Source organism: Serratia plymuthica NBRC 102599 (assembly GCF_001590925.1).
Lineage (GTDB): Bacteria > Pseudomonadota > Gammaproteobacteria > Enterobacterales > Enterobacteriaceae > Serratia > Serratia plymuthica.
Genome location: NZ_BCTU01000023.1, coordinates 44,986 through 68,746, shown reverse-complemented (window position 1 = coordinate 68,746; position 23,761 = coordinate 44,986). Strand labels below are relative to the sequence as shown.

The 23,761-nt window shown below is 54.4% G+C and carries 24 protein-coding genes; 16 read left to right on the top strand and 8 right to left on the bottom strand.

Annotation, left to right across the window (positions count from 1 at the left end; translation table 11 throughout):
• The first annotated feature begins 34 nt into the window (after positions 1 to 34).
• The 3 genes from znuA (at position 35) to lpxM (ending at position 3,450) form a co-directional block, all read left to right on the top strand.
• Entirely contained in the window at positions 35 to 988 is a 954-nt protein-coding gene (znuA, locus tag SPL01S_RS16135) for a zinc ABC transporter substrate-binding protein ZnuA (RefSeq protein ID WP_063201199.1), read from the top strand.
• A 21-nt stretch (positions 989 to 1,009) separates the two neighbouring features.
• The gene (mepM, locus tag SPL01S_RS16130) at positions 1,010 to 2,332 is read left to right on the top strand and encodes a murein DD-endopeptidase MepM (protein ID WP_062871071.1); all 1,323 of its coding nucleotides are present in this window, start codon (positions 1,010 to 1,012) and stop codon (positions 2,330 to 2,332) included.
• A 149-nt stretch (positions 2,333 to 2,481) separates the two neighbouring features.
• The gene (gene lpxM / locus SPL01S_RS16125; protein WP_006325872.1) at positions 2,482 to 3,450 is read left to right on the top strand and encodes a lauroyl-Kdo(2)-lipid IV(A) myristoyltransferase; all 969 of its coding nucleotides are present in this window, start codon (positions 2,482 to 2,484) and stop codon (positions 3,448 to 3,450) included.
• Between the two features lie 69 nt (positions 3,451 to 3,519).
• Here lpxM and SPL01S_RS16120 read toward each other — a convergent pair whose 3' ends face one another.
• The 3 genes from SPL01S_RS16120 to SPL01S_RS16110 form a co-directional block, all read right to left on the bottom strand.
• On the bottom strand, positions 3,520 to 4,404 hold the full coding sequence (locus tag SPL01S_RS16120) for a leucine-rich repeat domain-containing protein (protein ID WP_063201196.1): 885 nt from the start codon (positions 4,402 to 4,404) through the stop codon (positions 3,520 to 3,522).
• 106 nt (positions 4,405 to 4,510) lie between these two features.
• A complete protein-coding gene (gene pyk / locus SPL01S_RS16115; RefSeq protein ID WP_004945505.1) occupies positions 4,511 to 5,953 on the bottom strand; it encodes a pyruvate kinase in 1,443 nt (480 codons plus the stop codon).
• A gap of 180 nt (positions 5,954 to 6,133) precedes the next feature.
• A complete protein-coding gene (locus tag SPL01S_RS16110) occupies positions 6,134 to 7,006 on the bottom strand; it encodes a MurR/RpiR family transcriptional regulator (protein WP_006325867.1) in 873 nt (290 codons plus the stop codon).
• Between the two features lie 395 nt (positions 7,007 to 7,401).
• Between SPL01S_RS16110 and zwf the strand changes: the two genes are divergently transcribed.
• The 4 genes from zwf to mdtI all read left to right on the top strand — a co-directional run bounded on the left by zwf (position 7,402) and on the right by mdtI (position 10,909).
• Positions 7,402 to 8,877, top strand: a complete 1,476-nt coding sequence (zwf, locus tag SPL01S_RS16100) for a glucose-6-phosphate dehydrogenase (RefSeq protein WP_004945501.1) — start codon at positions 7,402 to 7,404, stop codon at positions 8,875 to 8,877.
• Positions 8,878 to 9,031: 154 nt separating this feature from the next.
• Positions 9,032 to 9,673, top strand: a complete 642-nt coding sequence (locus SPL01S_RS16095; protein ID WP_004945498.1) for a bifunctional 4-hydroxy-2-oxoglutarate aldolase/2-dehydro-3-deoxy-phosphogluconate aldolase — start codon at positions 9,032 to 9,034, stop codon at positions 9,671 to 9,673.
• 551 nt (positions 9,674 to 10,224) lie between these two features.
• A complete protein-coding gene (gene mdtJ / locus SPL01S_RS16090; RefSeq protein ID WP_062791864.1) occupies positions 10,225 to 10,593 on the top strand; it encodes a multidrug/spermidine efflux SMR transporter subunit MdtJ in 369 nt (122 codons plus the stop codon).
• A complete protein-coding gene (mdtI, locus tag SPL01S_RS16085; RefSeq protein WP_020453871.1) occupies positions 10,580 to 10,909 on the top strand; it encodes a multidrug/spermidine efflux SMR transporter subunit MdtI in 330 nt (109 codons plus the stop codon). Before mdtJ ends, mdtI begins: the two co-directional genes overlap by 14 nt.
• 57 nt (positions 10,910 to 10,966) lie before the next feature.
• Here mdtI and SPL01S_RS16080 read toward each other — a convergent pair whose 3' ends face one another.
• The gene (locus SPL01S_RS16080; protein ID WP_004945489.1) at positions 10,967 to 11,311 is read right to left on the bottom strand and encodes a RidA family protein; all 345 of its coding nucleotides are present in this window, start codon (positions 11,309 to 11,311) and stop codon (positions 10,967 to 10,969) included.
• A 181-nt stretch (positions 11,312 to 11,492) separates the two neighbouring features.
• Here SPL01S_RS16080 and yoaA point away from each other — a divergent pair, with 181 nt between their 5' ends.
• From yoaA to rnd, 5 genes are all read left to right on the top strand, one after another.
• On the top strand, positions 11,493 to 13,397 hold the full coding sequence (gene yoaA, locus SPL01S_RS16075; RefSeq protein WP_004945486.1) for a DNA repair helicase YoaA: 1,905 nt from the start codon (positions 11,493 to 11,495) through the stop codon (positions 13,395 to 13,397).
• Positions 13,398 to 13,462: 65 nt separating this feature from the next.
• Positions 13,463 to 14,164 carry a tRNA (adenosine(37)-N6)-threonylcarbamoyltransferase complex dimerization subunit type 1 TsaB gene (gene tsaB / locus SPL01S_RS16070; RefSeq protein WP_063201192.1) on the top strand — a complete coding sequence of 234 codons (702 nt, stop codon included), beginning with the start codon at positions 13,463 to 13,465 and terminating at the stop codon, positions 14,162 to 14,164.
• 101 nt (positions 14,165 to 14,265) lie between these two features.
• On the top strand, positions 14,266 to 14,856 hold the full coding sequence (locus SPL01S_RS16065) for a Slp family lipoprotein (RefSeq protein WP_004945481.1): 591 nt from the start codon (positions 14,266 to 14,268) through the stop codon (positions 14,854 to 14,856).
• A gap of 208 nt (positions 14,857 to 15,064) precedes the next feature.
• Positions 15,065 to 16,753: a long-chain-fatty-acid--CoA ligase FadD gene (gene fadD / locus SPL01S_RS16060; protein WP_006325859.1), complete on the top strand. Its 1,689-nt coding sequence runs from the start codon at positions 15,065 to 15,067 to the stop codon at positions 16,751 to 16,753.
• Between the two features lie 89 nt (positions 16,754 to 16,842).
• Positions 16,843 to 17,964, top strand: a complete 1,122-nt coding sequence (gene rnd / locus SPL01S_RS16055; RefSeq protein ID WP_063201220.1) for a ribonuclease D — start codon at positions 16,843 to 16,845, stop codon at positions 17,962 to 17,964.
• Positions 17,965 to 18,203: 239 nt separating this feature from the next.
• On the opposite strand, the gene minE is transcribed toward rnd, so the two are convergent.
• Genes minE through minC form a run of 3 tightly spaced genes read right to left on the bottom strand, consistent with a single transcriptional unit; the run spans position 18,204 to position 20,016 of the window.
• Positions 18,204 to 18,473 carry a cell division topological specificity factor MinE gene (minE, locus tag SPL01S_RS16050; RefSeq protein WP_004945472.1) on the bottom strand — a complete coding sequence of 90 codons (270 nt, stop codon included), beginning with the start codon at positions 18,471 to 18,473 and terminating at the stop codon, positions 18,204 to 18,206.
• A 3-nt stretch (positions 18,474 to 18,476) separates the two neighbouring features.
• Positions 18,477 to 19,289 (bottom strand): septum site-determining protein MinD, encoded by an 813-nt coding sequence (gene minD / locus SPL01S_RS16045; protein WP_004945470.1) that lies wholly within the window; start codon positions 19,287 to 19,289, stop codon positions 18,477 to 18,479.
• A 25-nt stretch (positions 19,290 to 19,314) separates the two neighbouring features.
• Positions 19,315 to 20,016 carry a septum site-determining protein MinC gene (gene minC / locus SPL01S_RS16040; protein WP_004945469.1) on the bottom strand — a complete coding sequence of 234 codons (702 nt, stop codon included), beginning with the start codon at positions 20,014 to 20,016 and terminating at the stop codon, positions 19,315 to 19,317.
• Positions 20,017 to 20,152: 136 nt separating this feature from the next.
• Here minC and SPL01S_RS16035 point away from each other — a divergent pair, with 136 nt between their 5' ends.
• From SPL01S_RS16035 to SPL01S_RS16025, 3 genes are all read left to right on the top strand, one after another.
• Positions 20,153 to 20,425, top strand: a complete 273-nt coding sequence (locus SPL01S_RS16035) for a YcgL domain-containing protein (RefSeq protein WP_013813309.1) — start codon at positions 20,153 to 20,155, stop codon at positions 20,423 to 20,425.
• Positions 20,426 to 20,487: 62 nt separating this feature from the next.
• The gene (locus tag SPL01S_RS16030) at positions 20,488 to 21,561 is read left to right on the top strand and encodes a lytic murein transglycosylase (protein ID WP_063201189.1); all 1,074 of its coding nucleotides are present in this window, start codon (positions 20,488 to 20,490) and stop codon (positions 21,559 to 21,561) included.
• 82 nt (positions 21,562 to 21,643) lie between these two features.
• Positions 21,644 to 22,300: a fumarylacetoacetate hydrolase family protein gene (locus tag SPL01S_RS16025; protein WP_004945462.1), complete on the top strand. Its 657-nt coding sequence runs from the start codon at positions 21,644 to 21,646 to the stop codon at positions 22,298 to 22,300.
• A gap of 69 nt (positions 22,301 to 22,369) precedes the next feature.
• Here SPL01S_RS16025 and SPL01S_RS16020 read toward each other — a convergent pair whose 3' ends face one another.
• A complete protein-coding gene (locus SPL01S_RS16020) occupies positions 22,370 to 22,618 on the bottom strand; it encodes a CsbD family protein (RefSeq protein ID WP_004945460.1) in 249 nt (82 codons plus the stop codon).
• A 407-nt stretch (positions 22,619 to 23,025) separates the two neighbouring features.
• Between SPL01S_RS16020 and ycgN the strand changes: the two genes are divergently transcribed.
• Complete coding sequence (gene ycgN / locus SPL01S_RS16015; protein ID WP_062871061.1) at positions 23,026 to 23,472, top strand: cysteine cluster protein YcgN; 447 nt, start codon at positions 23,026 to 23,028, stop codon at positions 23,470 to 23,472.
• The last annotated feature ends 289 nt before the right edge of the window (positions 23,473 to 23,761 follow it).

Here is a 23,761-nt window from a genome sequence, read left to right as displayed (position 1 = left end):
CGCCTCGCTGATGAAAACGACGGGATTACTGAGAATGGCACAGAAAAATAAATGGCTGCAACGCACGCTGCTGGCCAGCGCATTGATGATGGCCGGGCCGCTGAACAGCGCTTATGCCGCGGTGGTGACTTCCATTCGTCCGCTGGGGTTTATCGCTTCTGCGATAGCCGACGGCGTGACGTCAACCGAGGTGTTGCTGCCGGATGGCGCTTCGCCGCATGATTTTGCTCTGCGCCCTTCCGATATTCAGCGCCTGCGCGCCGCCGATCTGGTGGTGTGGGTAGGGCCGGACATGGAAGCCTTTCTGACCAAATCGCTCACCCCGGTATCGGCCAATCGTCAATTGGCCATCAGTGAACTGAGCGGGGTGAAGCCCCTGTTGATGAAGGGTGACGACGACGATCATGGAGATGAACATGCCGGGGATGCGCATAACCATGCAGATCATGGCGAAGATGATGGACATCATCACGGCGAATATAATATGCACGTTTGGTTATCCCCGGAAGTGGCAAAAGTGACCGCGATCGCGATTCACGACAGGTTATTGGAACTTATGCCGCAAAATAAGGACAAATTAGACGCAAACCTGCGCCAGTTCGAGAATCTGCTGACGCAAACTGACAAAAATGTTGGTAACATGCTTAGGCCTGTGCAAGGCAAGGGATATTTTGTTTTTCATGATGCTTACGGCTACTTTGAAAAACACTTCGGCTTGAGCCCAATGGGCCATTTTACCGTTAATCCCGAAATACAGCCTGGAGCACAGCGCCTACACCAAATTCGAACACAGTTGGTTGAGCAGAAAGCAGTCTGCGTTTTTGCTGAGCCACAATTCAGGCCGGCCGTAATCAATGCCGTTGCCAAGGGTACCAAAGTGCGTTCTGGAACGCTGGACCCGCTGGGCACCGGCATCGCACTGGGGAAAGACAGCTACGGGATCTTCCTGACTCAGCTGTCAAACCAGTACGTGAGCTGCCTGAAGTAAAGATTATGAGGAAAATATCGAGTGCAGCAGATAGTCCGAACTATCGCTCTGGCGTATAACAACCTGCCACGGCCCCATCGCGTCATGCTGGGGTCGCTGACAGTGGTTACACTGGCCGTCGCCGTTTGGCGGCCTTTTGTTTATCACCCAGAACATAACCCCATCGTAAAGAACATCGAATTAGAATCCAGCCAGTTACGGTCCTTACTGCCAGAAGCCAGTGAGCCGATCGACCTTGACCAAGCCACTCCCGATGATGACATCCCACAGGATGAGCTGGACCAGAAGGTCGCCGGCGAAGATGGCGTGCATGAATATGTAGTTTCTACCGGCGATACGCTGGGCAGCATTCTGACCCAGTACGGCATAGATATGTCGGACGTCTCTATGCTGGCATCGCAAAATCGCGATCTGCGTAATCTGAAGATTGGTCAGCAGCTGTCGTGGACGGTAAACGATGCCGGCGATCTGCAGCGTTTGACCTGGGAAGTCTCCCGGCGTGAAACCCGCACTTACGATCGCGTAGGCAATAGTTTCAAAGAAACCCAGGAAGCCCAGCAGGGTGAATGGCGTAATAACGTGATCAGCGGCCGCCTCAACGGCAGCTTCGTCAGCAGCGCCAGTGCTGCCGGCTTGAGCCGCGCTGAAATCAACGCGGTAATCAAAGCGCTGCAGTGGCAGTTGGATTTCCGCAAACTGCGTAAGGGCGACCAGTTCTCGGTATTGATGTCCCGCGAACACTTTGACGGCAAGAGCTCGCAAAGCCAGTTGCTGGGCGTACGTATGCGTTCCGGCGGCAAAGATTACTACGCCATTCGCGCTGAAGACGGCAAATTCTACGATCGTCAGGGCTCCGGCCTGGCGCGCGGCTTTATGCGTTTCCCAACCATGAAGCAGTTCCGCATTTCTTCAAACTTCAATCCGCGCCGGGTGAATCCGGTGACCGGACGCATTGCGCCGCATAAAGGCGTCGACTTTGCGATGCCGGTTGGCACCCCGGTGCTGGCGGTGGGTGACGGTGAAGTATTGATCGCCAAACGCAGCGGTGCCGCAGGCAACTATGTGGCGATCCGTCATGGCCGTCAGTACACCACACGTTATATGCACCTGAAAAAACTGCTGGTTAAACCAGGGCAAAAGGTCAAACGTGGCGACCGCATCGCGTTATCGGGTAACACCGGCCGTTCTACCGGGCCGCACCTGCATTTCGAAATGTGGACCAACCAACAGGCGGTCAACCCGTTGACGGCGAAACTGCCGCGTTCCGAAGGGTTGAGCGGTAAAGACCGCAGCGATTATCTGGCGCAGGTAAAGGAAGTGGTTCCTCAACTGCAGTTGGACTAATCCTTTTGTTCGGGCGCGTTGCCGCGCCAGTGATTCCATCGGCCTGATTGCGGGCCGATGCTGTTTTATATTGGCGCTTCATCGTTGTTAATTGCAAAATCAGTCTTTGCAATTATGATTAGCCGAACCGCTAAGTTAAGAGCTTGTGCATGCAAAACGAGAAAAAATCGAACCTGGAGTTCATCCCGCAATTTCAAAAAGCCTTTTACCATCCACGCTACTGGGGCGTTTGGCTGGGAACCGGGCTGATGGCCGGCATTTCACTGATCCCTGCTCGCTTGCGCGATCCGGTGCTAGGTGCAGTTGGCAAACTGGTCGGCAAGGTGGCAAAAAGCGCCCGCCGCCGTGCGCGTATCAACCTGCTGTATTGCCTGCCGGAAGTGTCGGAAAACGAACGCGAGCACATTATTGACGAGATGTTCGCCACCGCGCCGCAATCAATGATTCTGATGGCGGAACTGGCCTGCACCAAACCGGAAAAAGTGCTGAAGCGCGTGCGTTGGCACGGAGAAGAGGTGCTGGATAAGATCCGCGAAGAAGGTCGCAACGTGATTTTCCTGGTGCCGCACGGATGGGCGGTGGATGTACCCGCAATGCTGATGGCGGCACGTGGTCAGCCGATGGCGGCGATGTTCCACAACCAAAGCAACCCTTTGGTGGATTATCTGTGGAATGCGGTGCGCCGTAAGTTTGGCGGCCGAATGCATGCGCGCAATGACGGTATCAAGCCGTTTATCAGCTCGGTGCGTCAGGGGTATTGGGGCTATTATCTGCCCGATCAGGATCACGGCGCCGAACATAGCGAGTTCGTCGACTTTTTTGCTACCTACAAAGCGACGCTGCCCGCGGTGGGGCGCCTGATGAAGGTGTGCCGTGCGGCAATCGTGCCTTTGTTCCCGGTGTATGACGGCAAAACCAGCATGCTGGATATCCATATTCGCCCGCCGATGGATGATTTGGCCACGGCCGATGACCCTTATATTGCGCGCCGCATGAATGAAGAAGTGGAGAATTTGGTGGGGCCGAACCCAGAGCAATACACCTGGATCCTCAAACTGCTGAAAACGCGTAAAGAAGGGGAAACTGAGCCCTATTCACGCGACGATTTGTATCGCTAAGCGGCACAGTCGCTTCCGGCCACAAGGGCCAGCCATCGAAAGGTGGCTGGCCCTTTGTTTTTACTGCGCTTATATATGCACCATACAGCCTTGCGCCATCAATGGTTCCAGTACTGTCGGCATCTGGGCGAAGTTGTTCCAGCGTAAATCTAATCGCCGCAGACGAGTCAATGCCGCCATGCTGTCCGGCAGCTCACTCAACCGGTTAGCGCGCAGGTCAAGCGTGGTGAGCGCCGTTAGTTGACCGAAACAGCCTGGCAGCTGCCGTAGCTGATTAGCGCGCAGATTGAGGTCGGTCAGGCTGGCTAAGTGGCAGAATGCCGCAGGTAGCCTGTTGATGGCGTTATTTTCCACGTCCAGCACCGCCAATTCAGACAATTGCGAGATCTCTTCCGGCAACGTTTCCAGACGATTATTCATCAGGTGCAGTTCCCGCAGTGCGCTCAACTGGCCGATGGCGGCCGGCAACACGGTAATCTGGTTGTTATACAGCCTCAGTTCCTGCAGGCCGCTCAATTGAACGATAGCAGCCGGCAGTTCGCTCAGTAGGTTATCGGTCACGTTTAGATAGCGCAATTTATGCAAACGGCCCAGCTCTATGGGGAGCGTGCTGAAAGCGTTGTCGCTCAGATAAAGATAGGTCAGTTCGCTGAGTTGGCCGATGCTGGCAGGCACGCACTCGGCTTTGTTGTGACCGCAATCCAGCATCGCCAGTTTTTGCCATTGGCCGAGCTCTTCCGGCAGTTCACTGAGTTGGTTACAGGAGATATTCAGTACCTGCAGCGCACGATGCTGAAAGATCTGCGCCGGAAACTGGCGGAGGCGATTGTCGTACAGGCTGATTTTCAGTAATGCGCTGCCCTGCAGGCGGTCATCATCCAGGCTTTCCAGCCCCTGGCCGTCAAGATCCAATGCAAGCGAACTGCTGTTTTGCTGTGGGTGTTGATGAAGCATCTTGTCTCTCCGTTTGCCTTAGCGGCGACTGGAGACGAGTTTATCAGGCGGAAAGGGCGGTGCGGGAAAAAATGCCGGCCGTGTTAACGGCCGGCGGCAAGCGAGGTTATTCTACGCGCAGGATACGGCTGGTGTTGGTGGTGCCAACGGTTTCCATCACGTCGCCCTGTGTCACGATCACCAGGTCGCCGGAAACCAGGAAGCCTTTGTCGCGCAGGCGATTCACTGCGTCATTGGCCGCGATGACGCCATCGTTATGGCTGTCGAAATAAACCGGCGTAACGCCGCGATACAGCGCCGTCAGGTTTAGCGTGTGCTCATGACGTGACATGGCGAAGATCGGCAGTCCGGAGCTGATACGTGACATCATCAGCGCAGTGCGGCCCGATTCTGTCATGGCGATCAGTGCAGTCACGCCTTTCAGGTGGTTGGCGGCGTACATTGAAGACATGGCAATGGCTTCTTCGATGTTGTCGAACTGTACGTCCAAACGGTGTTTGGAGACGTTGATGCTTGGGATTTTTTCAGCACCCAGACAAACGCGCGCCATCGCCGCCACGGTTTCCGCCGGGTACTGGCCCGCAGCGGTTTCGGCAGACAGCATTACGGCGTCGGTGCCATCCAGCACGGCGTTCGCCACGTCCATGACTTCGGCGCGGGTTGGCATCGGGTTGGTGATCATCGATTCCATCATCTGGGTCGCGGTAATGACGGCGCGGTTCAGCGTGCGGGCGCGACGGATCAGTTTTTTCTGAATGCCGACCAGTTCCGGATCGCCGATTTCAACGCCCAGATCACCACGGGCGACCATCACCACGTCGGAAGCCAGGATGATGTCGTCCATTGCTTCGTCGCTGCACACGGCTTCGGCGCGTTCAACTTTAGAAACGATCTTGGCGTTGCAACCTGCATCGCGCGCCAGACGGCGTGCGTAGTTCAGGTCTTCGCCGGTACGCGGGAAGGAAACCGCCAGATAGTCGACGCCGATTTTTGCCGCGGTAATGATATCGGCTTTATCTTTCTCGGTCAGGGCTTCTGCGGACAGGCCACCGCCCAGTTTGTTGATGCCTTTGTTGTTGGACAGCGGGCCGCCAACGGTCACCTCGGTAAACACTTTCATGCCCTGAACTTCGAGCACTTTCAACTGTACGCGGCCATCGTCCAGCAGCAGTACGTCGCCCGGCACCACGTCGGCAGGCAGGCCTTTATAGTCGATACCGACTTTTTCTTTATCGCCTTCGCCTTTTGCCATGTTGGCATCGAGCAGAAATTTGTCACCGATATTGAGGAAGATTTTGCCTTCCTTAAAGGTGGAAACACGGATTTTCGGCCCTTGCAGGTCGCCCAGAATAGCGACGTGACGCCCCAGTTTGGCAGCGATTTCGCGCACTTTATCCGCGCGAGCCTGGTGATCTTCCGCGCTGCCATGGGAAAAGTTGAGCCGAACCACGTTAGCGCCGGCAGCAATGATCTTTTCAAGATTATTGTCGCGGTCAGTAGCCGGGCCTAGGGTGGTAACAATTTTGGTTCTTCTGAGCCGTCTGGACATGTATTACTCCGTTGACTGGTGAAGCAAAGTATTGGTGTTGCGATAACGTCGGATAACGAAACCAGGAGTGAAATGTAATTTTACTACACTGATGTTTCACCCGGGTTACCCGCATGAGCGTTTTACAGGTACTGCCTCTAAGACTGCCGTTCAAATTTTTCGGCAGGTTTTTTACATCGGTTACGAGTCGAAATTATTCGGAATAACTGCGCCCTTATCAAAGCGCGATTCTTTTAACGCTTCCTTGACCCGCTTCAAGTTATCTCTGAATTTAGCCCCTCTGCGCAAGGTAAATCCGGTAGCCAGAACGTCGATGAGCGTTAATTGCGCAATTCGGGACACCATCGGCATATAAACGTCTGTGTCTTCCGGCACATCGAGCAGCAGAGAAAGCGTCGCCGCATGGGCGAGGGGGGTATCGCGTGAGGTGATGGCGATCACCGTGGCGTCGTTTTCGCGCGCCAGTTGCGCCATTTCAACCAGGTTTTTGGTGCGGCCAGTGTGGGAAATTAATACCACCACGTCGCCTTCGCTGGAGTTCATGCATCCCATGCGTTGCATGACGATGTCATCGAAGTAGACCACCGGGATATTAAAACGGAAAAATTTGTTCATCGCGTCGTGGGCGACTGCCGCCGACGCGCCTAAACCAAAGAAAGAGATCTTTTTTGCCTGCGTAAGCAGGTCAACCGCACGATTGATTGCGGCAATATCCAAATTTGCCTTTACTGTATCCAGGCAGGCCATCACCGATTCGAATATTTTACCGGTGTAGGAATCGACGCTGTCATCTTCCTCCACGTTACGATTTACGTACGGGGTGCCGTTGGCCAGGCTTTGCGCCAGATGCAGCTTAAAATCGGGGAAGCCCTTGGTATCGAGACGGCGACAAAAACGGTTGACGGTGGGTTCGCTGACGTCCGCCATCTTGGCCAGCGTGGCGATACTGGAGTGAATGGCGGTTTGTGGGGAGGCCAGGATCACCTCGGCGACTTTCCTTTCAGATTTGCTCAGGAGCTCCAGATGGCTCTGGATTTTTTCCAGCGTATTCATATAACGAGAGTCACTCATGGTTTTATACCCGCAGTCTTTCAAGCTGCCACTTGGAATCCATCGGATATGTCGATTTCAATCAAAGGAGAAATCAATGCCGGTTTAATGAAAATATACTACGTGCCGGTAACCGTTGGCAGTCTCGACAGAGGGTATGCAGACTTTTTTCATCAGAACATGACCTGTGTCTAACTTTCATAATGGTAAAAGAGCGTCAAAAAAGACAGAAAATTACAGTTTTTAGTTTCGTCAGCGGCGTTTACGCCCGATCGCGCTTAACACTGGAGTTTCTGGGGCTTTTTTTCTGCTTTTGATCCGGGTTTACTGGCCGTAGTCAAAGAGAGTACATTAGTAATGTAAGAAAATTACAAATATCCTGCAACGAGGAGATGAACATGGCGGTAACCTCTACAGCCCAGGCGTGTGACCTGGTTATTTTCGGCGCGAAAGGCGATTTGGCGCGTCGTAAGCTGCTGCCTTCCCTGTACCAGTTAGAAAAAGCCGGCCATATCCACCCGGAAACGCGGATTATCGGCGTTGGCCGTGCCGAGTGGGATAAAGAAGCCTATATCAAGGTGGTCAAGGAAGCGCTTGGCACCTTTATGAAAGAAAAACTGGATGACGAACTCTGGGCTACGCTGAGCGCGCGCCTGGATTTCTGCAACCTGGATGTGAACGACAGCAAAAACTTTACCAAACTGGGTAAAATGCTGGACCAGAAGCATCGCACCACCATCAACTACTTCGCCATGCCGCCAAGCACCTTCGGCGCGATCTGCAAAGGGCTGGGCGAGGCAAAACTGAATCACGACCCGGCGCGCGTCGTGATGGAAAAACCGTTGGGCACCGATCTGGCGTCTTCCCGCGTGATCAACGATCAGGTGGCGGAGTACTTCAACGAGTCCCAGGTTTACCGTATTGACCACTACCTCGGTAAAGAGACGGTACTGAACCTGCTGGCGCTGCGTTTTGCCAACTCGTTGTTTGCCTCCAACTGGGACAACCGCACTATCGATTCAGTACAGATCACCGTGGCGGAAGAGGTGGGCATCGAAGGGCGCTGGGGCTACTTTGACCAGGCCGGCCAGATGCGCGACATGATTCAGAACCACCTGCTGCAAATCCTGACCATGATTGCCATGTCGCCACCGGCGGATCTGACCACCGATCGCATTCGTGACGAGAAAGTGAAGGTGCTGCGCTCGCTGCGCCGCATTAATCAGACCAATGTGCGCGAAACCACGGTGCGCGGCCAATACACCGCCGGTTTTGTGCAGGGCAAAAAAGTGCCTGGCTACCTGGAAGAGGAAGGGGCGAACAAAAGCAGCAACACCGAAACCTTCGTTTCTATCCGCGTGGATATCGACAACTGGCAGTGGGCCGGCGTGCCGTTCTACCTGCGTACCGGTAAACGCCTGCCGACCAAATGTTCTGAAGTGGTGGTTTACTTCAAGAACCCGCCGTTGAACCTGTTCAGCGACTCTTACCAGCAACTGCCGCAGAACAAGTTGACCATTCGACTGCAGCCGGATGAAGGTATCGAGATCCAGGTGCTGAACAAGGTACCGGGGTTGGATCACAAGCACCGTCTGCAAACCACCAAGCTGGATCTGAGTTTCTCGGAAACCTTTAACCAAGAGCACGTGGCAGACGCCTACGAGCGTTTGTTGCTGGAGACCATGCGCGGCATTCAGGCGCTGTTCGTGCGCCGTGACGAGGTGGAAGAGGCCTGGAAATGGGTCGACTCCATCATGGACGCATGGAAAGCGGACAACGAAGCGCCGAAACCTTACCAGTCCGGCACCTGGGGCCCGGTAGCCTCGGTCGCGATGATCACCCGCGATGGCCGTTCCTGGAACGAGTTCGAGTAACGACGCCGCCGGCAGCTTATCTGCCGGCATTTTTTTGCCCGCAGAACGCGGGATAGCAACCTCACTTAGGGTACGGCCGGACGCCCGCATACACTTGCGGAGCCCTGTGGCAGGGGCGTGCCATTTATAAACCGTAAGTAGTGGAGACATAATAATGAAAAACTGGAAAACCAGCGCAGAACAGATCCTGACGGCGGGCCCGGTGGTTCCGGTCATTGTGATCAATAAACTGGAACATGCTGTGCCGCTGGCCAGGGCGCTGGTCGCCGGTGGCGTTCGCGTGCTGGAGGTGACGTTACGTACCGCCTGCGCCATGGAGGCGATCCGCGCCATTGCCAAAGAGGTGCCGGAGGCGATTATCGGCGCAGGTACGGTAATTAATCCCCAACAGTTGCAAGAGGTGACCGAGGCCGGTGCGCAATTCGCTATCAGCCCAGGCCTTACCGAGGCGTTGCTGAAAGCCGCTACCGCAGGGACCATTCCGTTAATTCCGGGCATCAGCACCGTTTCAGAGCTGATGCTGGGCATGGATTACGGCCTGCGCGAGTTCAAGTTCTTCCCGGCAGAAGCCAACGGCGGCGTAAAAGCGTTGCAGGCTATCGGCGGCCCATTCCCGCAGGTGCGTTTTTGTCCGACCGGAGGCATCACGCCGAATAACTACCGAGATTACCTGGCGCTGAAAAGCGTGCTGTGCATCGGTGGATCCTGGCTGGTGCCGGCCGACGCGTTGGAGAGCGGCGACTACGAACGCATCAGCGAACTGGCGCGCAGCGCCGTCAAGGGTGCAGCGTTGTAACCCGCGCCGCGCCTGGGATTGGCGATTGTTTGCCCACCTTTGAAATCATCAAGGTTCAACGGCCCGTTGAACCTTTTTTTATTTTTAAAATGCTTAACTTTCTTATTTTTAACCCGTTTTTTTCTACTTCTTGTGAAAACGGCAGTTTGCTTTCTTATTTGGGTTATGGTACAAATATCGCAGTTGAAAATTTTACTTTTATGAGGATATTGGGCAAATCGCACGGTGTGCGGCTGAGAATAGAGAATAATTATGATGAAACTTAATGGAACTACCCTCAGAACCTCTACTTGCCAGCTTTTCCTTTCTGCCATCCTTGCCAGTGAGCATCACTGGTGCAGCGAGCTATAGCGTCTTTCTCCCTTAACCGGTGCTGGTGACAGGCTCAGTCCTTCGTCATTCCGCGTAGCCGGGCAAACATTTTTATTACGTTTGGGTCAATTTATCCCCAGGGATCTCTGCGTCGCCAGCGCCTTATTACGCCTGTCCAACGAGATAAATCGGGATAAATACGCCTTAGCGTGCGTTATTCGCCGTTTGGGAGAAAAATTATGATTTATTGGATCTTTTTAGGTTTGGCTATCGTGGCCGAAATTATCGGTACCCTGTCGATGAAATACGCCAGTATCAGCGGCGGCATGACCGGGCATATCGTGATGTATGTGATGATCACCGCTTCTTACGTAATGCTGTCGCTGGCGATAAAACGCGTCGCCCTTGGCGTGGCCTATGCGCTATGGGAAGGTATCGGTATCCTGTTTATTACGCTGTTCAGCGTGTTGTGGTTTGATGAGCCGATCTCTGCGTTGAAAGTGTTGGGTCTGGTGACGCTGATTGCCGGCATCATGCTGGTGAAATCCGGCACCCGCAAGGTACGAAAACAGGTCAGCCCGCGAGGTAACAACCATGCAACAGCTTGAGTTGTACCACATCGGGTTTCTGGCACTGGCGATAGTCCTGGAAATTGTCGCCAACATCTTTCTGAAAATGTCGGACGGCTTCCGTAAAGTATGGATGGGTCTGTTGTCTCTGCTGTCGGTGCTGGGCGCGTTCAGTGCGCTGGCGCAGGCGGTGAAGGGGATTGATCTGTCGGTGGCCTATGCGCTCTGGGGCGGTTTCGGTATTGCCGCAACCATCGCCGCCGGTTGGATCCTGTTCGGCCAGCGGCTGAATGCCAAGGGCTGGATCGGCCTGGCGCTGCTGTTGGCGGGAATGGTGATTATCAAACTGGCTTAATCAGCGCGCAGAATGACAACATAAAAACCGCAGGGGTCACTCCCTGCGGTTTTTTGTTTACAGCGCGGCGATAATCTTGATTTCAACCTTGTACTTCGGGTTCATCAATTTGGCCTGCACGGTACAGCGCACCGGTGCGCTGCCGGCAACCACCCAGGCATCCCAGGCGGCGTTCATCGCGGCGAAATCTGCGGCGTCTGCCAGGAAAATAGTGGCGTCCAATATTCGGCTCTTGTCGGAGCCAACGCGGGCCAGCAGCACGTCAATGGCTGCCAGGGTGTTTGCCGTCTGTGCGGTGGCGTCGTCATCCAGATTTTCCGGTACGCTGGTGTAATAGACGGTGTCGTTGTGAATCACAGCTTCGGACCAGCGTTGGTCGGGATCAATGCGTTCGATGTTCATTCAGTTATCTCCATATCATCATCACCTTAAGGGTAACACAGCCGTCGGCAGAAATACGCGACGATGAACCCGTCGTCTTTCAAGCTGCAGTGCGGCTTGAAAGCCATAGGGTAAAAGTCTGTGGTAGCCGTGCGGCAGGATTGGCATAATCACCGCTGAATTACACTGGCAGAGAGATAGCGTGACGGACGATTTCGCAACAGACGGCGCACTGGCGCAGGCAATCAAGGGTTTCAAACCGCGTGAAGCTCAGCGGCAGATGGCGGAAGCGGTCACCGAGGCCATTAATTTCAAACAGGAACTGGTGGTCGAAGCGGGCACCGGTACCGGTAAAACCTTCGCCTATTTGGTGCCGGCGCTGCGTGCCGATCGCAAAGTGATTATTTCCACCGGTTCAAAAGCCCTGCAGGACCAGCTTTATGCGCGCGATCTGCCTACCGTCGCCAAAGCGCTCAAGTACAAAGGCAAGATGGCGCTGTTGAAAGGGCGTTCCAACTACCTGTGTCTGGAGCGTCTGGAGCAACAATCGATGGCCGGCGGTGAGCTGGCCGGACAGACGCTGATCGATCTGGTCCATTTGCGCAAATGGTCATCATTGACCAAAGAGGGCGACATCAGCAGTTGCAGCGACGTGGCGGAAGACAGCTTTATCTGGCCGCTGGTGACCAGCACCAACGACAACTGCCTGGGCAGCGACTGCCCGTTGTATAAAGATTGCTTTGTGGTCAAGGCTCGCCGTCGTGCCATGGATGCCGACGTTATCGTGGTGAACCATCATCTGTTTCTGGCGGATATGGTGGTGAAAGAGGGCGGATTTGCCGAGTTAATCCCCGAGGCTGACGTGATGATTTTCGACGAAGCCCATCAGATCCCCGACATCGCCAGCCAGTATTTCGGCAAGCAACTGACCAGCCGCCAACTGCTGGATCTCGCTAAAGACATTACTATTGCCTACCGCACCGAAGTGCGCGACGCCGCACAGTTGCAAAAAAGCGCCGATCGCCTCAGCCAGAGCACCCAGGATTTCCGTTTGATGTTGGGGGAGCCGGGGTTTCGCGGCAACCTGCGCGACGTGCTTGGTCAACCGAACGTGCAGCGCGCCCTGCTGCTGCTCGATGACGCGTTGGAGCTGTGCTACGACGTGGTTAAACTGTCCCTTGGCCGCTCGGCCTTGCTGGACGCCGCCTTCGAGCGCGCCACGCTGTATCGCGCACGCCTCAAACGATTGAAAGAGGTCAACGAGCCAGGCTTCAGCTACTGGTATGAATGCAATTCACGCCATTTCGTGTTGGCACTGACGCCGCTGACGGTGGCGGATCGTTTTCGTGAGCTGCTGGATGAGAAACCGGGCAGCTGGATTTTTACCTCGGCAACGTTGTCGGTCAACGAGCAGATGGGGCATTTTACCGAGCGGTTGGGCCTGACCAAAGCCAAAACCTTGTTGTTGGCCAGCCCGTTCGACTACGCCAACCAGGCCTTGCTGTGCGTACCGCGTTTTCTGCCTTCGCCGAATCAACCCGGCGGCGCCCGCCAGTTGGCGCGCATGCTGCGGCCGCTGATTGAAGCCAATAATGGCCGCTGTTTCTTCCTTTGCACTTCGCACCAGATGATGCGCGAACTGGCGGAGGAGTTCCGTGCCACCATGACGCTGCCGGTACTGTTGCAAGGGGAAACCAGTAAAGGCCAACTGTTGGCGCAGTTTGTCGAGGCCGGCAACGCGTTGCTGGTGGCGACCAGCAGTTTCTGGGAAGGGGTTGACGTGCGCGGTGACGCTTTGTCGTGCGTGATCATCGACAAGCTGCCGTTTACCTCGCCCGACGATCCGCTGTTGAAGGCGCGAATTGAAGATTGCCGGCTGCGTGGCGGCGATCCGTTCAACGACGTGCAATTGCCGGATGCGGTCATTACCCTGAAGCAGGGTGTCGGACGCCTGATCCGCGATACTGACGATCGCGGTGTGCTGGTGATCTGCGATAACCGTCTGGTGATGCGGCCTTATGGCGAGGTGTTCCTCAATAGCCTGCCGCCGACGCCGCGCACGCGGGATATCGCTCAGGCGATTGCCTTCCTGCAGGCTGAACGCTAGCGGATAGGCGCAGCCACGGGGCTGTGCTACAATGCGCGCCCTGTTTTTTCCCGCCAGAGGTTGGTATGTCCACGCGAATTTTAGCGATCGATACGGCGACGGAAGCCTGTTCCGTCGCCATCTGGAATCAAGGCGAAATCCACGCCCTGTTTGAGCTGTGCCCACGTGAGCATACGCAACGCATTTTACCGATGGTGCAGCAAGTGCTGGCGGAATCCGGTTTAACCCTTAATCAACTCGACGCGCTGGCTTTTGGCCGCGGGCCCGGCAGCTTTACCGGCGTACGTATCGGTATCGGCATTGCGCAAGGGCTGGCGTTGGGTGCCGAGTTGCCAATGCTGGGCATCTCTACACTGCAAACCATGGCGCAGGGCGCCTGGCGCGTTACCGGTGCTGATCGAGTGTTGGCGGCGATTGATGCGCGAATGGGTGAGGTCTACTGGGGGCAGTTTGAGCGCGGGCAAGACGGCATTTGGCTGGAAAGCGAAGGTGAAGCTGTGCTTTCGCCACAGCAAGCGCTGGGACGCGCGCAAGGCCTGCAAGGCAACTGGGCGCATGTGGGCACCGGCTGGCAAACCTACCCGGATCTGATTGCAGGCTCTTCCCTGGGCCTGCGCGACGGGCAAATGCTGCTGCCGCAAGCGCAAGACATGTTGCCGCTGGCGCTGCATGCCTGGCAACAAGGGCTGTCGGTGGCGGTAGAAAATGCCGAACCGACTTACCTGCGCAACGAAGTCACCTGGAAAAAGCTGCCTGGGCGCGAATAACGGCAGCCTATTGTGCTGTGGTTGAATCCGGGCTATGAATGAACTGCAACTTGCTCAGCGATTTGATGTCAAAGTTACAGCCATTTCAGGAGATTGCGACGATGTTAACCCGCACTGTAAGTAAAAAAATGTCGCTGCTGGCCATGGCCGGCGGCGCGCTGGCGTTGTCAGGCTGCGTAACCGTGCCGGATGCGATCAAAGGCAGTACGGCGACGCCGGTGCAGCAGTTGTCTTCGGTGCAAAATGCGCCGAATCTGTTTGCAGGAGCTGAAGCCCGCTTTGGCGGCACCGTAGTGAACGTCGCTAACGAACAGGGGCGCACAGTGCTCGAGATCGCGGCGGTGCCGCTCGATTCTGGTGCCCGGCCGATTCTGGGCGAGCCATCACGGGGCCGTTTGCTCGCTACGGTCAACGGTTTCCTGGAGCCGGTCGATTTTAAAGGTCAGTTGGTTACCGTGGTCGGGCCAATCACCGGCGTGAAAGAAGGCAAAATCGGCATGACGCCGTACAAGTTTGTAACGATGAACGCCACAGGTTACAAGCGCTGGCACCTGACCCAGCAGGTGATGATGCCACCGGCGCCGATGGGGCCATGGGGCTGGCGCAGCGGCACCTGGGGCCCGGGGTGGGGCGTAGGGTATGGCTGGTACAATCCTGGTCCTACGCAGATCCAAACCATCGTTACCGAGTAGGGTTGTGCTTGAAGTTAACAAATTTTACCAGGGCGGCTCCGGCCGCCTTTTCCTTTTGGCATAGGGAAATACCGCCAATTAGTGATGTACATCGCAACCTGAATAATGTTTAAAACCCAAACTGGTCTGCTGAGTTAAAATATTGTTATGATTTGGCTGCGTGTTAGGGGTTGCGATGATAATGAGCAATGATTTCAGGAGTAATACCTTGGATAAGGTCTGGTTAAAACGTTACCCGGCAGATGTTCCGGCAGAGATCGACGCCGATCATTATTCATCTTTGGTCGAAATGTTTGAAAATGCGGTTCAGCGCTATGCCGATCAACCCGCTTTCATCAACATGGGCGAGATGATGACCTTCCGTAAGCTGGAGGAACGCAGCCGGGCCTTTGCCGCTTACCTGCAAAATGAGTTGGGCTTGAAGAAGGGGGATCGCGTTGCCCTGATGATGCCAAACCTGTTGCAGTATCCGATCGCGCTGTTCGGCATTTTGCGCGCCGGCATGGTGGTGGTAAACGTTAACCCCCTGTATACGCCGCGCGAGCTGGAACACCAACTGAATGACAGTGGCGCCGGCGCTATCGTGATCGTCTCCAACTTTGCCCATACGTTGGAAAAAGTGGTGTTCAATACCCAGGTAAAACATGTGATTCTGACGCGCATGGGTGACCAGCTCTCCACCGCCAAAGGCACGTTGGTCAACTTTGTGGTGAAGTACATTAAGCGACTGGTGCCGAAATACCATCTGCCGGCCGCAATTTCTTTCCGTAGCGCCTTGCAACGCGGGCGCCGCCTGCAGTATGTCAAACCCGATATCATCAATTCCGATCTGGCGTTTCTGCAATATACCGGCGGTACCACCGGTGTGGCGAAGGGCGCAATGCTGACGCACCGTAACATGCAGGCCAATTTGGCGCAGTGCAACGCCGCCTACGGGCCGCTGTTCCGCGATGGTCAGGAACTGATAGTCACCGCGCTGCCGCTCTACCATATTTTTGCACTGACGGTGAATTGCCTGCTGTTTCTCGAGCTGGGCGGTCGCAATTTGCTGATCACTAACCCGCGCGATATTCCGGGGCTGGTGAAAGAGCTGGCCAAATATCCATTCACTGCCATCAGCGGCGTCAATACGCTGTTTAATGCGCTGCTCAATAATGAAGATTTCCACAAGCTGGATTTTTCGACTTTGCGTTTCTCGGTCGGGGGCGGGATGTCGGTGCAGAAGGCAGTGGCGGACAAGTGGGAGAAGGTCACCGGCAGGCATTTGCTTGAGGGTTATGGCCTGACGGAATGTGCGCCGCTGGTTACCTGTAACCCGCACGATCTGACGCACTACAGCGGCAGCATCGGTCTGCCCGTCTCGTCCACCGATATTCGGCTGGTGGATGATGATGGCCATGATGTGCCGGTGGGTGAGCCGGGTGAACTGTGGGTCAAAGGACCGCAAGTTATGTTAGGCTACTGGCAGCGGCCGGACGCCACTGATGAAGTGTTAAAAGAGGGCTGGCTCGCAACCGGCGATATCGTTACAGTTGACGAGTCGGGCTTTGTACGCGTCGTCGATCGCAAGAAAGACATGATTCTGGTTTCCGGTTTTAACGTTTACCCGAATGAGATCGAAGACGTGGTCAGCCAGCATCCGAAGGTGCTGGAGTCTGCTGCGATTGGTGTGCCGAATGACGTGTCCGGTGAAACGGTCAAGATTTGCGTGGTGAAGAAAGACGCCTCTCTGACCAAAGAAGAGCTGTTGACCCATTGCCGCCGGTACCTGACCGGGTATAAAGTGCCTAAAATTGTTGAGTTCCGCGACGAGTTGCCGAAATCTAACGTCGGTAAAATTTTGCGGCGAGAACTGCGTGATGAGCAGAAAAAAACGCGGGCGGCCGATGCCGCCTAGGTTATCATCCACGCCTTACAGATCAACGACGCCGGTGAATGCCGGCGTTGTTGTGTTTGAATCATGAAAGCGACCAAGAGAATGACGTTTTGAACTATCAGTTGATCACTACCGATGCCGGATTGCAGCAGGTCTGCGAGCAGGCAAGAAACCATGCCCAGATTGCGTTGGACACCGAATTTGTCAGAACGCGCACCTACTATCCGCAGTTAGGCCTGATTCAGTTATACGACGGTGAACAACTCTCCCTGATCGATCCCTTGCCGATCAAGCAATGGCAGCCGTTTATCGATCTGCTGAGCGATACCCAGATTGTGAAATTCCTGCACGCCGGCAGCGAAGACCTTGAGGTATTCCTGAATGCGTTCAAAACGCTGCCGACCCCGATGGTCGACACTCAGATCCTGGCAGCCTTTACCGGTCGACCGCTGTCTTGTGGTTTTGCGACTCTGGTGACGGAGTATATGCAGGTAGATCTGGATAAAAGTGAATCCCGTACGGATTGGCTGGCGCGTCCGCTGACGGAAAAACAGTGCGTATACGCCGCAGCCGACGTGTTCTACCTGCTGCCGATGGCCAAGCAACTGGTGCAGGAAACCGAAGACGCCGGTTGGACTGCCGCCGCCGCCAATGAGTGCCTGCTGCTCTGTCAGCGCCGCAGCGAGTCGCTGGCGCCGGAATTGGCCTACCGTGAAATCACCAACGCCTGGCAGCTGCGCCCGCGCCAATTGGGCTGCTTGCAGAAACTGGCGGAATGGCGACTGCGTCAGGCGCGCGAACGTGATTTGGCGGTAAACTTTGTGGTACGCGAGGAAAATCTCTGGCAGGTGGCGCGCTATATGCCAACTTCGTTGGGAGAGTTGGATTCGCTCGGCCTGAGCGGCCCGGAAATTCGTTATCACGGCAAGACGTTGCTGGCGTTGGTGGCAGAAGCCAGCGAGCTGGACGAAACTGCACTGCCGGCACCGTTGTCCAACCTGATCGACCAGCCAGGCTATAAGAAAGTGTTCAAGGATATCAAAGCGGCGATCGTTATCGTCAGTGAACAAAGCGGGTTGAGCAGTGAATTGCTGGCATCGCGTCGGCAGATTAACCAACTGCTGAATTGGCATTGGAAATTGAAAAGCGGTGACAGCCTGCCGGAATTAGTCAGCGGTTGGCGCGGTGATTTATTAGCGACGCCACTTCAGGACATTCTGAAAAATTATTAATCGATGGGTAGAAAAGCAGAGGGCAGGGTAAGGAAACGCTGCTCTGGTTATTTATTAGGAATAGCCGAAGAAAATACTTTTATCGCCATCCTTTACTCTAAACAACTGCGGCGCAAGATTAATTGAGATTAATCTCAAAGGGAGAAAACGGTTAATGGGTGGTTTTTATCGCAATAACTGGATGTGCATACAGTTACCCCCTGTAGAAAAATATACAGGGGGTAATTAATGCGTCGCAATCATTTAGCTGCTTCTTCCGATTCCGGTAATGTCACGTTGAGTTCAAGTACCGAAATATCATCCCCTTTCTGCTCAAACTGCACGTGCAGCATTTCAGGGTCGATTTGAATGTATTTGCAAATTACCGCCAGAATATCGCGTTTTAGATCAGGCAGATAATGGGGCTCACTGTCCCCACGACGACGCTCTGCGACGATAATTTGCAGCCGTTCCTTGGCTATATTGGCTGTCGGTTTTTTGCGGGACAGAAAGAAGTCTAGTAATGCCATGGTTTATCCCCCAAAAAGGCGTTTCAGGAAGCCCTTCTTCTCTTCTTCAATGAAGCGGAAGGGGCGTTCTTCTCCTAACAAGCGGCTAACGGTATCGTCATAGGCCTTACCGGCATCAGACTCGACATCAAGAATAACAGGCTCGCCCTGGTTAGACGCACGCAGCACGGACTGGTCTTCAGGGATAACGCCGACCAATGGAATGCGCAGAATTTCCAGTACGTCTTCCATGCTCAACATGTCGCCACGGCTGACGCGGCCCGGGTTGTAACGGGTGAGCAGCAGGTGTTCCTTAATAGGTGCTTCGCCTTTCTCGGCGCGGCGTGATTTGGAAGACAGGATGCCCAGAATACGGTCAGAGTCACGCACCGAGGAGACTTCCGGGTTAGTGGTGATCACGGCTTCATCGGCGAAGTACAACGCCATCAGCGCACCGGTTTCGATGCCGGCAGGTGAGTCACAGACCACGAAGTCAAAATTCATCTCGCCCAGATCGTTGAGGATTTTCTCGACGCCTTCGCGGGTCAGTGCGTCTTTGTCGCGGGTTTGCGACGCCGGCAGGATATAAAGGTTATCAGTGCGTTTGTCTTTGATTAACGCCTGATTCAGCGTGGCATCACCCTGAATCACGTTGACGAAATCGTACACCACCCGGCGTTCGCAGCCCATGATCAGGTCAAGGTTCCGCAGGCCGATATCGAAATCGATCACTACGGTTTTCTTACCTTTTTGGGCTAAGCCGGTAGCGATGGCCGCGCTTGAAGTGGTCTTGCCAACGCCCCCTTTACCCGATGTAACAACAATAATGCGTGCCATGAAATGGATTCCTTGTCAAAAGGGCTTAATTTAAAGGTTGTATGGTTAAAGCGTTATCCAACAGGCTGAGTCGTGCTGCCTGCCCGAGAAAATCGGACGGGATTTGGTCGCTCAACCAGTACTGCCCTGCGATAGAGACTAGCTCAGCACCCAGGTGCGTGCAAAAAATCTGGCACTGCGTATCTCCTGAGGCGCCGGCCAGCGCACGACCGCGCATCATGCCGTAAATGTGAATATTGCCATCGGCAATTAATTCGGCCCCGGCACTGACGCTGCTGGTCACGATCAGATCGCAGTTGCGGGCATAAATTTGTTGGCCGGACCGGACCGGGGCGCTGATGATGCGCGTTTTGGCAGGGGCGTTGATATCCACCACCGGGGCAGGCGCAGGGGCCGGTTCCGGGGCGGCCATCTTTTGGCCTTTGCCTTCGTTCAGTAACGGCAGCCCGGCACGGGTTATAGCGCGTTTCTGACGCTCATCTCTGCAGCCGCTGATGCCAACAACGCGCAGACCCGCAGCCGTGACAGCCTGTTGAAGTTCTTTCCAGTTTGCATCGCCGTTCAGCGTTGCAACGTTGATAACAACAGGGGCGTTTTTCAAAAAAGCGGGCGCTTGCTCCACTTTTTCCAGTAACGCCTGACGAATTACCTCGGGTTCCGAATTATGCAAATGAACAACCGATAGGGTAAAACTGCTGCCTTTTAGCTCAATTGGCGATTGTGACATCTATCCTGACTCAGTCTCAGCAACTTTAAATCCCCGGAATACCAATCGGGGTGCGATATTCCGAAGTACTATAAGCATGTTATAGTCAGAGTTATATCCAGGCAAGACGCTGCCCCAATTAAATAGAGTTAAAAAAATGCTTTGTGTGATCTATAGAAGCCCAAAACGGGATCAAACTTATCTTTATGTCGAAAAAAAAGACGATTTCTCCCGAGTGCCGGAAGATCTGATGAAAAGTTTCGGTACGCCGCAATTGGCGATGGTGATTTCCCTCGAAGGTCGGGAAAAGTTAGCCTCGGCGGATATTGAGAAAGTGAAAGAAGCCTTGAAAGAGGAAGGGTTTTATCTGCAATTCCCACCGCCAGTGGAAAATTTATTAAACCAGCATTTGTCAGAGGACAAAAAATAATCACTGCTGGCGCGCAGGGGCCTGGCTGAATCAGTACCCCAAAACGACTAAGGAACAGTGTGATGAAATTGTCGGCGATAACGGTGGCGTTAACTCTGTTGATGCTGGGATGCGGCGTCTGTCAGCAGACAGCTGCGCAAGCCGCTGCTCTGGAAGAGTCAGCCCCGTCGGGTGCGCCTGCGCCGACAACGACCGCTACTGTGGCCACATTGGCTGAAACTGGCCGCGATCCTGCGCAATTCCCGGCTTATGTAGAGCAACTGAAGCGCCAGGCGTTGGCGCAGGGGATTAGTCAGGCAACCCTCGATAACGCGTTCGCCAACGCGCATTTTGTTGACCGTGTCATCAAGGCCGATCGTAATCAGCCGGAAAAGAAAATCACGCTGGATGATTACCTCAAACGCGTACTGCCACCCGCCAAAATCGAGCAAGGCCGGACGTTGTCCCGGCAATATCGGCCGCAACTGACCCGCGTCACCGCGCGTTATGGCGTTCCAGGGCGTTATATCGTGGCGTTGTGGGGAATGGAAAGCGCATTCGGCAAGATTCAGGGGCGTGAAGATGTTATTTCGGCGCTTGCCACCTTGGCGTTTGAAGGCCGGCGTGAAGCCTTCTTCACCCAACAAGTGATGGCGGCGCTGCAGATCGTGGAACAGGGCCGGGTCGGCAGTACCCAGCTAAAGGGGTCCTGGGCCGGCGCGATGGGCCAATGCCAGTTTATGCCGACCTCGTTCCTGAGCTATGCGGCGGATGGCGACGGCGATGGCCGTATCGATATCTGGAACAACCCTGACGACGTGTTCGCTTCCACCGCCAACTATTTGGCGAGTGAGGGCTGGCAACGGGGCATTGGTTGGGGCAGGGAAGTGACGCTGCCGGCGGGTTTTGGCACCGATAGCCTGGGGTTGAAAGATCGTCAGGCTCGCAGTGTAAACGAATGGCAAAAACGCGGTGTAAGGCGGCCTGACGGTTCAGCGCTTCCGCACTCAACCTTGCGCAGTTGGGTTATCACACCAGATGACATGCAGGGCCGCGCGTTTCTGGTTTATGATAATTTTCGGACCATCATGCACTGGAATCGCTCTTACTATTTTGCGATAGCTGTGGGTATGATGGCTGACGGTATCGGGCAATAAATTAGCGCTACGGTACCCCACCAGAGCGTGGAATAACGGGCTTAGCATGCTAAGCCCCTACATGATTGTAGGGAGAGGCGGTATGTATCAACATAGAGACTGGCAGGGTTCACTACTTGATTTCCCGGTTAATAAGGTGGTCTGCGTCGGCAGTAACTACGCCGATCATATTAAGGAAATGGGCAGTGCGGCCTCGGCAGAGCCGGTAGTGTTTATCAAGCCTGAAACAGCGCTGTGCGACATTCGCCAGCCGGTGGCGATCCCAAAAGAGTTCGGGTCGGTGCACCATGAAGTGGAGTTGGCCGTGCTTATCGGTACGCCGTTAAAGCAGGCGAATGAAGATCGCGTAGCGCGTGCTATCGCCGGTTATGGCGTGGCACTCGATCTGACGCTGCGCGAATTGCAGGCGGGTTTCAAGAAGGCCGGGCAACCCTGGGAAAAAGCCAAGGGTTTTGACGGTTCATGCCCGATCTCCGGTTTTATTCCGGTAGCGGAGTTTGGCGATCCGCAAAATGCCGAGCTGTCGCTGACGGTGAATGACCAACTGCGTCAGCAGGGCAACACTCGCGATATGATTACCCCAATCTTGCCGCTGATCAGCTATATGAGCCGTTTCTTCACGCTGCGTGCGGGCGACATCATTCTTACCGGCACGCCACAGGGCGTCGGTCCGATGAGCTCTGGTGATATGTTGAAGATTACCCTTAACGGTAAATCACTGAGCACCCGCGTGATTTAAAACCGCCGGCGGCACAAAATTAAAAAAGGCCCGAAAGGGCCTTTTGTCTGTTTCCGCTCTGGCACCGGATTATTTACGGCCCAACAAGAAACCGAAAACGATACCTACGGCTGCGGCGATAGCTACGCCGGCAAGCGGGTTGGACTCAACCTGGGTCCGCACCGTGTCAGCCGCGTCGCGAGCCGCATAGCTGGCCTGAGAGGCATACTTGCGGGCCGCGCCTTTGACCTGATGCTCCGGCGAATCTGTTGCCTCACCGAAGGCTTCCTGAACAGCGCCAGCAGCTTCATTGACCTTGTCTTCTGCTTTTCCAAACATGTTTAGCTCCTTATCTTCTGTTCTAAAGGCGAACATTAAACATAGCAGCATTATTCCGTTCCCGGCGGCATAACGTGCTTAATGAGATGATTCCGAACATTGTCGAGGGGAAGGCCGATGGCGTCAGACGGGATGCACCAAAAGGTGTTGGACCTGTAATTTGTACGTATAATTGAGGGCAGTGGCTGTGATTTTATTCACCGGATACAACCGGTAACACCATGATATTCTTGTTGCTCAATGGTGGACGTTATTGTTTTAAATAGCGTTTTTTTTAAGCGGCATTGTGGTTATCATTATGATTATATTGTATTTTCGGCCTTTCCAATTGGCTCTGATATCTATATAGTGCACCCTCAAAACCTGTACGCAGGTTATCTATTCATTTACCTATACCGGACGCGAACATGTCACAAATCCCTTTTTGGCAACAAAAAACGCTGGCGGAAATGTCAGAACAAGAGTGGGAATCGCTGTGCGACGGTTGTGGGCAGTGCTGTCTGAATAAGCTGATCGACGAAGATACCGACGAGATTTATTTCACCAACGTAGCCTGCAACCAGTTGAATATTAAGTCGTGTCAGTGTCGCAACTATGAACGCCGCTTCGAGCTGGAAGAAGACTGCATCAAGCTGACGCGCGAAAATCTCACCACGTTTGATTGGCTGCCGCCGACCTGTGCGTATCGCCTGATTGGCGAGGGTAAACCGCTGTTTTCATGGCACCCGCTGGTAAGCGGTTCCAAGGCGGCGATGCACGGTGAACGTATTACGGTACGGCACATTGCGGTGCGCGAGAGTGAAGTGGTGGACTGGCAGGACCATATTTTGAACAAGCCAAGCTGGGCAAGATAAGGAAAAAAGCCCCTGCAAAGAGAGAGGGGCAAGACACACAACAACACCAGGGAAATCGGGATACAACTTGCGGTTACTATAAGGATTTTTTGACAGAAGTTCATCAAAATATTGATGCAATAATGCATCACTATGATGAGTTTTTTTGTATGAACTTAATGAGTGCAAAATCACCGCTCTTTGCTTCTCGATCTTAGGGACGATCGGGTAATACATTCCCCCTGCGATTAACGTGCCATGCCGTTCAAACTTAATGTTATGTAAATTACCTGCCAAATCCAGCCAGGGC

Coding starts and splice junctions, on each gene's coding strand:
- znuA (WP_063201199.1), top strand. CDS start 35: ATGGCACAGAAAAATAAATGGCTGCAACGCACGCTGCTGGCCAGCGCA.
- mdtJ (WP_062791864.1), top strand. CDS start 10,225: ATGATTTATTGGATCTTTTTAGGTTTGGCTATCGTGGCCGAAATTATC.
- SPL01S_RS16120 (WP_063201196.1), bottom strand. CDS start 4,404: ATGCTTCATCAACACCCACAGCAAAACAGCAGTTCGCTTGCATTGGAT.
- minC (WP_004945469.1), bottom strand. CDS start 20,016: ATGTCACAATCGCCAATTGAGCTAAAAGGCAGCAGTTTTACCCTATCG.
- minD (WP_004945470.1), bottom strand. CDS start 19,289: ATGGCACGCATTATTGTTGTTACATCGGGTAAAGGGGGCGTTGGCAAG.
- SPL01S_RS16035 (WP_013813309.1), top strand. CDS start 20,153: ATGCTTTGTGTGATCTATAGAAGCCCAAAACGGGATCAAACTTATCTT.
- SPL01S_RS16110 (WP_006325867.1), bottom strand. CDS start 7,006: ATGAATACGCTGGAAAAAATCCAGAGCCATCTGGAGCTCCTGAGCAAA.
- zwf (WP_004945501.1), top strand. CDS start 7,402: ATGGCGGTAACCTCTACAGCCCAGGCGTGTGACCTGGTTATTTTCGGC.
- SPL01S_RS16020 (WP_004945460.1), bottom strand. CDS start 22,618: ATGTTTGGAAAAGCAGAAGACAAGGTCAATGAAGCTGCTGGCGCTGTT.
- SPL01S_RS16025 (WP_004945462.1), top strand. CDS start 21,644: ATGTATCAACATAGAGACTGGCAGGGTTCACTACTTGATTTCCCGGTT.
- ycgN (WP_062871061.1), top strand. CDS start 23,026: ATGTCACAAATCCCTTTTTGGCAACAAAAAACGCTGGCGGAAATGTCA.
- mdtI (WP_020453871.1), top strand. CDS start 10,580: ATGCAACAGCTTGAGTTGTACCACATCGGGTTTCTGGCACTGGCGATA.
- lpxM (WP_006325872.1), top strand. CDS start 2,482: ATGCAAAACGAGAAAAAATCGAACCTGGAGTTCATCCCGCAATTTCAA.
- minE (WP_004945472.1), bottom strand. CDS start 18,473: ATGGCATTACTAGACTTCTTTCTGTCCCGCAAAAAACCGACAGCCAAT.
- tsaB (WP_063201192.1), top strand. CDS start 13,463: ATGTCCACGCGAATTTTAGCGATCGATACGGCGACGGAAGCCTGTTCC.
- SPL01S_RS16080 (WP_004945489.1), bottom strand. CDS start 11,311: ATGAACATCGAACGCATTGATCCCGACCAACGCTGGTCCGAAGCTGTG.
- SPL01S_RS16065 (WP_004945481.1), top strand. CDS start 14,266: ATGTTAACCCGCACTGTAAGTAAAAAAATGTCGCTGCTGGCCATGGCC.
- SPL01S_RS16030 (WP_063201189.1), top strand. CDS start 20,488: ATGAAATTGTCGGCGATAACGGTGGCGTTAACTCTGTTGATGCTGGGA.
- SPL01S_RS16095 (WP_004945498.1), top strand. CDS start 9,032: ATGAAAAACTGGAAAACCAGCGCAGAACAGATCCTGACGGCGGGCCCG.
- pyk (WP_004945505.1), bottom strand. CDS start 5,953: ATGTCCAGACGGCTCAGAAGAACCAAAATTGTTACCACCCTAGGCCCG.